Here is a 9,831-nt window from a genome sequence, read left to right as displayed (position 1 = left end):
TAGGTGATGACCCGGTACCCGGCGTCCAGCAGGGCCGGTACCTGTCCTTCCCAGGAGTTCCCGTCCAGCGGGTAGCCGTGGATCAGGACGACCGGACGCCCGGTCCCCTTGTCCTCGTAGTGCAGCTCGATGTCCACGCTGTTCTCGGTACCGACCTTGATACGACCCATGATGATCATCCCCTCGGAAGTGTTCCGTCTGCTGTCTGCTGCGTGCTGTCTGCATGTCTGCCGTGTGCGGTGTTCCCGTTCCGACACCCATGACTATACGACCGGTCTACTCGAGCGTCAACCCTTCAGATCCAGGCGTGGGGCGCCGGCGGCGAGAGGGTGTCAACTCAGCGGCAGGTCTTGGTTGTTGCGGCCCGACACGCGAAGGTCCCGGCGGCCTTGGGAGGCACGCCGGGACCAGCAGGGCGTCGGAGGGACTGGCTCGGAAGAGGACTGCTCAGACCGGGGACTGGCTCAGAACGCGGCCTCGTCCAGGTCCATCAGCGACAGGTCCACCTGCTCGGCGAGCGCGCGCTCGGCCGAGACACCCGGCAGCACCTGCGCGGCGAAGAACTTCGCGGCGGCGATCTTGCCCTGGTAGAACGCCACATCCTTCGCGGCGGCCGTCTCCAGCTTCTCCGCGGCGACGGCCGCGCCGCGCAGCAGCAGATAGCCGACGACCACATCGCCGGAGGCGAGCAGCAGCCGGGTGGTGTTCAGGCCGACCTTGTAGATGTTCCGTACGTCGTCGCCGGTCGCGATCAGATCGTGGGTCATCGCGCCGACGATCGCCTCCAGGTCGACGGCCGCCTGGGCGAGCGCGTCGCGGGCCGGGGCCAGCTCCTCGCCTCCGGTGCCGACCGCCAGGAACGTCTTGATCTCCTCGGCGAGGGTGTTCAGCGCCACGCCCTGGTCCCGGACGATCTTCCGGAAGAAGTAGTCCTGGCCCTGGATGGCGGTGGTGCCCTCGTACAGGGTGTCGATCTTGGCGTCCCGGATGTACTGCTCGACCGGGTACTCCTGGAGATAGCCGGAGCCGCCGAAGGTCTGGAGCGACTGGGCGAGCTGTTCGTAGGACTTCTCGGAGCCGTAGCCCTTGACGATCGGCAGCAGCAGGTCGTTCAGCGCGGAGAGGGCGGCGGTGTCCTCGCCCGCGGCCTGCTGGACGGCGATGTCGTCCTGGAGCGACGCGGTGTAGAGGACGAGGGCGCGCATGCCCTCGGCGTACGCCTTCTGCGTCATCAGCGCGCGGCGGACGTCCGGGTGGTGGGTGATGGTGACCTTGGGCGCGCTCTTGTCCGCGAAATCGACCAGATCCGGTCCCTGGACGCGCTCCTTGGCGTACTCCAGCGCGTTCAGATAGCCGGTCGAGAGGGTGGCGATGGCCTTGGTGCCGACCATCATCCGCGCGAACTCGATGATCATGAACATCTGGCGGATGCCGTCGTGCTTGTCGCCGATCAGCCAGCCCTTGGCGGGGTGCCGGTCGCCGAAGGTCAGCTCGCAGGTGTTGGACGCCTTAAGGCCCATCTTGTGCTCGACATTGGTGGCGTAGACGCCGTTGCGCTCGCCCAGCTCGCCGGTCTCCCAGTCGAAGGTGAACTTCGGCACCAGGAAGAGGGACAGGCCCTTGGTGCCGGGTCCGGCGCCCTCGGGGCGGGCGAGCACATAGTGCAGGATGTTCTCCGAGAGGTCGTGCTCACCGGAGGTGATGAAGCGCTTCACCCCTTCGATGTGCCAGGAGCCGTCCTCCTGCTGGACGGCCTTCGCGCGGCCCGCGCCAACGTCCGACCCGGCGTCCGGCTCGGTGAGGACCATGGTGGAGCCCCACTGCTTCTCCACGGCGATCCCGGCGATCTTCTGCTGTGCTTCGTTGCCCTCCTCGAAGAGGAGCCCGGCGAACGCCGGTCCCGACGAATACATCCAGATCGCCGGATTGGCGCCGAGCAGCAGCTCCGCGTACGACCAGATCAGGGAGCGGGGCGCGGTGGTGCCGCCGATCTCCTCGGGCAGGCCCAGCCGCCAGTACTCCGACTCCATGAAGGCGTCGTAGCTCTTCTTGAAGGTCGCGGGGACGGGGGCGGTGCCGGTCTCGGGGTCGAACACCGGGGGGTTGCGGTCGGCGTCGGCGAAGGACTCCGCCAGCTCGTTCTCCGCGAGCCGGGCGACCTCGGCCAGGACTGTCTTGGCGGTGTCGACGTCCATCTCCTCGAACGGGCCGCTGCCGTACAGCTTGTCGCGGCCGAGCACCTCGAAGAGGTTGAACTCGATGTCGCGGAGATTCGACTTGTAGTGCCCCATGGCGACGGCTCCGTAAGAGATCGGAAGACGGTTTGCTGCTGTGCGTTTGCCACTGTGTATACCGGTAAGTAGCTACGATGATGCTACCCGTCGGTAATAAGATGCAACCCCTCTTGGGCCAACTGTGACTCGTTACTCTTGCGGGCATGTACGGCTATGACCAGAGTCAGGGCGCTCACCAGCAGTACGCACCCCAGCAGCCATACGGGGGTCAGCCGCAGGGGCAGCCGCTGTACCCGGAGCCGTCCCCTCCGTCGCTCGCCGACGCGGTGCGGGCCTTCACCACCGGCACCCTGTCCGCCGAGGACTTCCAGCAGATCTTCGCGACGTCCAAGGTCTACTGCCCCCGCGGCGACAATCCGGGCTTTCTCGCCCTGCACAACACCCAGCAGCCGGTCATTCCGATGTTCACGTCCCTGAAGGAGCTGCGCAGATACGCGGGCAAGGAGTCCAAGTACTTTGTGATCACGGGCGCGGAGGTCATCGACCTGCTGCCGACGGGGTACGGCTTTGTGCTCGACATGGAGGGCGAGCACCGGATGGTCTTCGACGCGAAGGCCGTGGAGCAGATGGTGGACTTCGCGATGCGGCGGATGTACGGCTGAGCCTCGCACGGCTTGACCGCTGTACGGACGGGCTACCGCTGTGCGGACGGCTACCTCTGTACGGATGGCCACCTCTGTACGGACGTACGGACGGCTGATGGCGACGGGCGTACGGCTGACGGCGGGGTCCTGTGGTCGCCCGGGAGGAATTCCTCCCGGGCTTCTGTCGTTGCGGGTGGCAGGAAGTTCGAGATTCAACTAAACTCCTCGTACAAGGAGGTACTCCCATGCCCGCCGTGACTGTCGAGAACCCGCTCACCCTGCCGCGCGTCTCCGCGCCCGCCGAAGCCACACCCCGCCCCGTGCTCGCGGTGACCACCGCGCCCAGTGGGTTCGAAGGCGAGGGCTTCCCGGTCCGCCGCGCCTTCGCCGGGATCAACTACAAGTACCTCGACCCGTTCATCATGATGGACCAGATGGGCGAGGTCGACTATGCGCCGGGAGAGCCGAAGGGCACCCCCTGGCACCCCCACCGCGGCTTCGAGACCGTCACGTACCTCATTGACGGAACCTTTGTGCACCAGGACAGCAACGGCGGCGGCGGGACCATCCAGAACGGCGACACCCAGTGGATGACGGCAGGCGCCGGTCTGCTGCACATCGAGGCTCCCCCGGAGGAGCTGGTGGTCTCCGGCGGTCTGTTCCACGGGCTCCAGCTCTGGGTGAACCTCCCCAAGGCCGACAAGATGATGGCCCCCCGCTACCAGGACATCCGCGGCGGCCAGGTCCAGCTCCTGACGTCGCCCGACGGCGGCGCGCTGCTCCGTGTCATCGCGGGCGACCTGGCCGGGCACGAGGGGCCGGGCAGCACCCACACCCCCATCACCATGATCCACGCGACCCTGCGCCCCGGCGCGCAGATCACCCTGCCCTGGCGCGAGGACTTCAACGGCCTCGCCTACGTCCTCGCCGGGCGCGGTGCGGTCGGCACCGACCGGCGGCCCGTGCACATGGGCCAGACCGCGGTCTTCGGCGACGGCGGCTCCATGACGGTCCGGGCCGACGAGTCCCAGGACTCGAACACGCCCGACCTCGAAGTCGTCCTCCTCGGCGGCCGTCCGATCCGCGAGCCCATGGCGCACTACGGCCCCTTCGTGATGAACAGCGAGGCGGAGCTGCGCCAGGCGTTCGAGGACTTCCAGAAGGGCCGCCTGGGGACGATCCCGGCCGTACACGGGATGTGAGCCCGCGGCGGGGGTCCGGGAGCGGTGAGGTGAGGCCGGGTGCGGTGAGGTGGATCCGGGTGCGGTGTGCCGGGTCCGGAGCCGTGCGGAGGGCCCGGGGAGCCGGGCTCTCCGCCCCAGGCCCTTCCCGGCGTCCCGGAGGGCACGCGGGCCGCAGTTGACGAGGTGTCACCCGATGGGACGTCCTGGGCGCGACAGCGCGCCCCGGCCGTGCTCCGGTGGGGGGTGTGCAGAGCCTTCCCGAGTTCGCGCGGCGTACGGCCGCCTGGTGCGTGGTCCTCCTGCTGGTGGCCGGGGTGGGTGCGGTCGGGATCTGGCTGATCATCACGCTCCGTACGGCCGTGACCCCCGTACTCCTCGCGCTGCTCGGCACGGCGCTGCTCGGGCCGCTGTACCAGCGGCTCGTCTCGATGGGGATGCACCGCTCGCTGGCGGCCGGGCTGACCTGCGCCGCCGTCCTCGCCGTCGTGGGAGGGGCCACGTACATCATCGTCGCCGCCCTGATCGACAGCGGCGATCAGATCATCGCCTCACTCCGGCAGGCCGCCAAGGGGCTGACCGAGCACTTCGGAGCCGCCGGCACCTCCCTGAACGACCTCGCATCGAACGCGAAGGACCTGCTGACGAAGTTCGGCGGGACCGCCGCTTCCGGGGTGATCAGCGGGCTGAGCGTGGTGGGGCAGGCGATCGCCACCGCCGTCCTCGCCCTGCTGCTCATCTTCTTCTTTCTGCGCGACTCCCACCGCGCCTCCGGCCTCGCGCGCGCGATCGCGCCCGGCCCCACGGGGGAGGTCGTCGAGGCCATGGGCCGACGCGCCTTCGAGGCCGTCGAGGGCTTTATGCGCGGGACCACCTTCATCGCGCTCATCGACGCCGTCTGCATCACCATCGGACTGCTGATCCTGCGCGTGCCCGGCGCCGTCGGCCTGGGCGCGCTGGTCTTCGTCGGCGCCTACATCCCCTACCTGGGCGCGTTCCTCTCCGGCGCCGTCGCCGTCCTCGTCGCCCTCGCCGACCGAGGCTGGGTGATCGCCCTCTGGGCCCTCGGCGTCGTCCTCGCCGTACAGGTCCTGGAAGGCCATGTCCTCCAGCCCATGATCCAGAGCCGTACCGTCCAGATGCACCCCGCCGTCGTCATGCTCACCATCACCGCCGGCGCCGGCGTCGCCGGCATCCTCGGCATGCTCCTCGCGGTCCCCCTCACCGCCGCGGCCTTCGGCATCATCAGCGAACTCCGGGGCCGGTACGGGGGCGAATCCGCCTCCGGCGTTTGAGGAGCGGGTCCTCCGGGCGGAGGTCTCAGTGGGTTCTCGGGCCCCCGGCCCCCGTCCGGCACTGGGCCTCGCGTGCGAGGGTTCCGTCCTCAAACTCCCCCAAACTTCGTCCGGGGGGACCCCCAACGGGCTGGGTGCCCGGGCGCGCAGGCAAGGCTCAGGAACCCGGGCTGGGGACAAGGCCCCCGGGGCGGAGGCGCTACCCCTCGGGAGCGGGCTCCTCCTTCTCCGGCGCAGCCGCTTCGTACAGCTCGAACCAGATCGACTTCCCCTCCCCCCGCGGATCCACCCCCCACGCGTCCGCCAGCATCTCCATCAGCATCAGGCCGCGCCCGGACGACGCCAGTTCGCCCGGACAGCGCTTGTGCGGCAGATCGTCACTGGCGTCCGTGACCTCCACGCGCAGCCGGCGGACCCGGTCACCGCCACCCGCGAGGTCATGACCGTCGCTGCCACCGTCACCGCGACCCGCGTCGCCACGACCGTCACCGCGACCCGCGTCGCCACGACCGTCACCGCGACCCGCGTCGCCACGACCGTCACCGCCACTGCCGATGACCTCCGCCGTGAGGAGGGCGCTCCCGTCGGTGTGCACGAGCACATTGGTGACCATCTCGGAGACCATCAGCTCGGCGGAGTCGACCTGCTCGGCGTCGGTCCAGTCGTGCAGCATCTCCCGCACCTGGTGCCGGGCGGCGGCGATCCGCTCCGGTTCGGCCTGTGCGATGGTCATCGCGGTACGCCGGGGGGCCTCGCGGACCGGGGTCCAGTCGCGGAAGAGGAGGACGAGCGCGACATCGTCCTCGCGCCGGTCGGCCAGCGGGCCGGTGGTGTAGTGGGAGACGGGCCCGTGGACCGCCTGGACGAGGGAGTCGGCCAGATCCTCAAGACCCGAAGGGTCGAGATGCCCCTCCAGTACCACGCGCAGCCGCGCCCACCCGGTGTCCAGATCGTGGCCCCCGGTCTCCAGCAGCCCGTCCGTACAGATCATCATCGTCTCGCCGGGCTCCAGCGTCACCCGGGTCGTCGGATAGTCCGAGTCGGGGTCGATGCCCAGCGGCAGCCCGCCCGCGGTGGGCCGCATCATCACCGTGCCGTCGGCCATCCGCACCGCCGGGTCCGGGTGCCCGGCGCGGGCGATCTCGATGCACCCGCTCGGCGGGTCGACCTCCAGATAGAGACAGGTGGCGAAGCGGGGGCCGTCGTAGTCGCTCTTGGTGTACGTATCGGTGATGCCGTGCAGAAAGCGGGAGGCCCGGGAGAGCACCGCGTCCGGGCGGTGCCCCTCGGACGCGTAGGCGCGCAGCGCGATCCTGAGCTGGCCCATCACCCCGGCGGCGCGCACATCGTGGCCCTGCACATCGCCGATCACCAGGGCGATCCGCCCGGAGGGCAGCGGGATCATGTCGTACCAGTCGCCGCCGACCTGGAGCCCGCCGCCGGTGGGGACATAGCGCGCGGCCACCGCCATACCGGGGATCGCGGGCCCGAGGACCGGCATCATCGACCGCTGGAGACCGAGCGACAGCTCGCGCTCCGACTCGGCGACCCCGGCGCGGGCCAGCGCCTGGGCCAGCATCCGGGCGACCGTCGTCAGCACGGACCGCTCGTCGGGGGTGAAGGCGACCTGGTGCCGGAACGCCGCCATCCAGGCACCCATGGTGCGCCCGGCGACGATCAGCGGCAGATACGCCCAGGACCGGCGGCCCAGCGGCCGCGCGAGCGGCCAGCTCGTCGGATAGCGGCGGCCGTAATCGCCCGGACTGGGCAGATACACGGCCCGGCCGGTGCGCACCACCTCGGCCGCCGGATGGTCGGTGTCCAGCCGCATATGGCTGAACGGGTCGTCGCCGGCGCCCTGGTGCCCGTGCTGGCCGATGATCGTCAGCCGGTCGCCCGCCGCCCCGAACACCGCGAGCCCGTCCGGCGAGAACCCGGGCATGGAGAGCGAGGCGGCGACCCGCAGCACCTCGGCCGTGGAGCGGGCCTCGGCCAGCGCCCGGCCCGCGTCCAGCAGGAACGCCTCGCGCGAGCGCCGCCAGTCGCCGGTGATGGGGGTCCGCGCCGCCGTGCCCTCGGTGGGCTCGGCGACTTCCTGGAGCATGCCGGTCAGCACATGGCCCGCGCCGTTGGCGACCGGCTTGGAACGGCTGCGTACGGTACGCAGCACCCGGCCCTTCTTGTCGACGACCCGCAGCCGCCCCTCGGCGAGCGTGCCTTCGGCGATGGCGAGATTGACGACCCCGTTGATCTCGTTCCAGTCGACGGGGTGAAAGCGGGAGCGCACCACGGACTCGGGGTAGGTACGGGTCTCGGGGGGCAGCTCAAGCAGGCGGGCGGCCTCGGCGTCGAGGGCGACCGTTCCGGACGCGTTGTCCCACCGCCACAGGCCGGTCGCGATCGCGGCCAGGACGTCCTCGGTGCGCATTAGCTCACTTTATTCCGATCTGCGTGCCCTTGAGCTTCCAGGATGCCACTGCCCCTCGTGTGGGGTACGGCCGACCTCGTGTGGGGTACGACCGCCCGGGAGCGGCCGGGCAGCTGATCCCATCGGGTGTGGCGTGTATACGACAATGAGCCGCCCTGGGGACGAACGGTAACCTTGAGGCGCCCACCGCACCCCACCATCACCAAGACTGGATGAACGACGATGCATCGGTACAGGTCCCACACCTGCGGCCAGCTCCGCGCCTCCGACGTCTCCACGGACGTCCGGCTGAGCGGCTGGCTGCACAATCGCCGAGACCTGGGTGGCATCCTCTTCATCGATCTGCGCGACCACTACGGCATCACGCAGCTCGTCGCCCGCCCCGGCACCCCGGCGAACGAGGCGCTGAGCCATCTCACCAAGGAGACCGTCGTCCGTATCGACGGCAGGGTCGTCAGCCGGGGCGCGGACAACGTCAACCCCGAGCTGCCCACCGGTGAGATCGAGATCGAGGTCGGTGAGGTGGAGGTCCTGGGCGCGGCCCAGCAGATCCCCTTCACCATCAACACGGACGACGGCGTCAACGAGGAGCGACGCCTCGAATACCGCTTCCTGGATCTGCGCCGCGAGCGCATGCACCGCAACATCATGCTGCGTACGGCCGTGATCAGCGCGATCCGTCACAAGATGACCGCACTCGGCTTCAACGAGATGGCGACCCCGATCCTCACCGCGACCTCCCCTGAGGGCGCGCGCGACTTCGTGGTCCCCTCCCGGCTGAACCCCGGCAAGTTCTACGCCCTGCCGCAGGCCCCGCAGCAGTTCAAGCAGCTCCTGATGATCTCCGGCTTCGACCGCTACTTCCAGATCGCGCCCTGCTTCCGCGACGAGGACGCCCGCGCGGACCGCTCCCCCGGCGAGTTCTACCAGCTCGATGTGGAGATGAGCTTCGTCGAGCAGGAGGACGTCTTCCAGCCGGTCGAGAAGCTGATGACCGAGCTGTTCGAGGAGTTCGGCGACGGACGCCATGTCACCTCGCCGTTCCCGCGCATCCCGTTCCGCGAGGCGATGCTGAAGTACGGCAGCGACAAGCCGGACCTGCGCGCCCGGCTCGAACTGGCCGACATCACCGATGTCTTCGACGGCTCGGAGTTCAAGGCGTTCGCGGGCAAGCACGTCCGCGCGCTGCCCGTCCCCGGCGTCGCCGGCCAGCCGCGCAAGTTCTTCGACCAGCTCGGTGAGTACGCCGTCGAGCACGGCGCCAAGGGCCTCGCCTGGGTCCGGGTCGCCGAGGACGGTTCCCTCTCCGGCCCGATCGCCAAGTTCCTCACCGACGAGAACATCAAGGTGCTCACCGAGCGCCTCGGCCTCGCCGCCGGCCACGCCGTCTTCTTCGGCGCCGGCGACATCGACGAGGTCTCCAAGATCATGGGCGCGGTCCGCGTCGAGGCCGCCAGGCGCGCGGGCCACTTCGATGAGGGCGTCTTCCGGTTCTGCTGGATCGTGGACTTCCCGATGTACGAGAAGGACGAGGAGACCGGGAAGATCGACTTCTCCCACAACCCCTTCTCGATGCCCCAGGGCGGCATGAAGGACCTGGAGGAGAAGGACCCGCTGTCCATCCTCGCCTGGCAGTACGACATCGTCTGCAACGGCATCGAACTGTCCTCCGGCGCCATCCGCAACCACGAGCCCGACGTCATGTTCAAGGCTTTCGAGATCGCCGGCTACGACCGCGACACCGTCGAGCACGAGTTCGCGGGCATGCTCCGCGCCTTCCGCCTCGGCGCCCCGCCCCACGGCGGCATCGCCCCGGGCATCGACCGCATCGTGATGCTCCTCGCCGACGAGCCCAACATCCGCGAAACCATCGCCTTCCCCCTCAACGGCAACGCCCAGGACCTGATGATGGGCGCCCCGACCGAACTGGACGAGTCCCGCCTCCGCGAACTGAACATCCAACTCCGCAAGCCGGCGGCGAAGCCCGCGGAGTAGCTCGCGCGTCCCGCGCAGCACTCACCGAGCGCATCCGCGGTGCACGGGCTTCCG

General features: G+C 69.5%; 7 protein-coding genes. 4 read left to right on the top strand and 3 right to left on the bottom strand.

Translation table 11 applies throughout. The features are described from left to right. The coding region (locus ACWF94_RS23350; protein ID WP_453491661.1) for an alpha/beta fold hydrolase at positions 1–170 on the bottom strand (170 nt) is incomplete at its 3' end. A gap of 294 nt (positions 171–464) precedes the next feature. Further along, the gene (locus ACWF94_RS23345) at positions 465–2,291 is read right to left on the bottom strand and encodes an acyl-CoA dehydrogenase (protein ID WP_453491658.1); all 1,827 of its coding nucleotides are present in this window, start codon (positions 2,289–2,291) and stop codon (positions 465–467) included. A gap of 146 nt (positions 2,292–2,437) precedes the next feature. Here ACWF94_RS23345 and ACWF94_RS23340 point away from each other — a divergent pair, with 146 nt between their 5' ends. The 3 genes from ACWF94_RS23340 to ACWF94_RS23330 all read left to right on the top strand — a co-directional run bounded on the left by ACWF94_RS23340 (position 2,438) and on the right by ACWF94_RS23330 (position 5,354). Further along, a complete protein-coding gene (locus ACWF94_RS23340; RefSeq protein ID WP_453491654.1) occupies positions 2,438–2,896 on the top strand; it encodes an SseB family protein in 459 nt (152 codons plus the stop codon). 227 nt (positions 2,897–3,123) lie between these two features. Then, a complete protein-coding gene (locus tag ACWF94_RS23335) occupies positions 3,124–4,080 on the top strand; it encodes a pirin family protein (protein WP_453491651.1) in 957 nt (318 codons plus the stop codon). A 227-nt stretch (positions 4,081–4,307) separates the two neighbouring features. Then, a complete protein-coding gene (locus ACWF94_RS23330) occupies positions 4,308–5,354 on the top strand; it encodes an AI-2E family transporter (protein ID WP_453491648.1) in 1,047 nt (348 codons plus the stop codon). A 199-nt stretch (positions 5,355–5,553) separates the two neighbouring features. Here the strand turns inward: ACWF94_RS23330 and ACWF94_RS23325 are convergent, their stop codons facing one another. Continuing rightward, a complete protein-coding gene (locus tag ACWF94_RS23325) occupies positions 5,554–7,782 on the bottom strand; it encodes an ATP-binding SpoIIE family protein phosphatase (RefSeq protein WP_453491645.1) in 2,229 nt (742 codons plus the stop codon). 222 nt (positions 7,783–8,004) lie between these two features. On the opposite strand from ACWF94_RS23325, the gene aspS reads away from it, so the two are divergent. After that, the gene (gene aspS, locus ACWF94_RS23320; RefSeq protein WP_453491642.1) at positions 8,005–9,777 is read left to right on the top strand and encodes an aspartate--tRNA ligase; all 1,773 of its coding nucleotides are present in this window, start codon (positions 8,005–8,007) and stop codon (positions 9,775–9,777) included. The last annotated feature ends 54 nt before the right edge of the window (positions 9,778–9,831 follow it).

The organism is Streptomyces sp. NPDC055078, assembly GCF_053607985.1.
The sequence above is the reverse complement of the archived record's forward strand: the minus strand, read 5'-3'. Positions and strand labels throughout refer to the sequence as shown.

What these genes read in the sequence shown, in the direction of transcription:
- ACWF94_RS23345 (WP_453491658.1), bottom strand. Translation starts at nt 2,291, where the DNA reads ATGGGGCACTACAAGTCGAATCTCCGCGACATCGAGTTCAACCTCTTC.
- ACWF94_RS23340 (WP_453491654.1), top strand. Translation starts at nt 2,438, where the DNA reads ATGTACGGCTATGACCAGAGTCAGGGCGCTCACCAGCAGTACGCACCC.
- ACWF94_RS23335 (WP_453491651.1), top strand. Translation starts at nt 3,124, where the DNA reads ATGCCCGCCGTGACTGTCGAGAACCCGCTCACCCTGCCGCGCGTCTCC.
- ACWF94_RS23325 (WP_453491645.1), bottom strand. Translation starts at nt 7,782, where the DNA reads ATGCGCACCGAGGACGTCCTGGCCGCGATCGCGACCGGCCTGTGGCGG.
- aspS (WP_453491642.1), top strand. Translation starts at nt 8,005, where the DNA reads ATGCATCGGTACAGGTCCCACACCTGCGGCCAGCTCCGCGCCTCCGAC.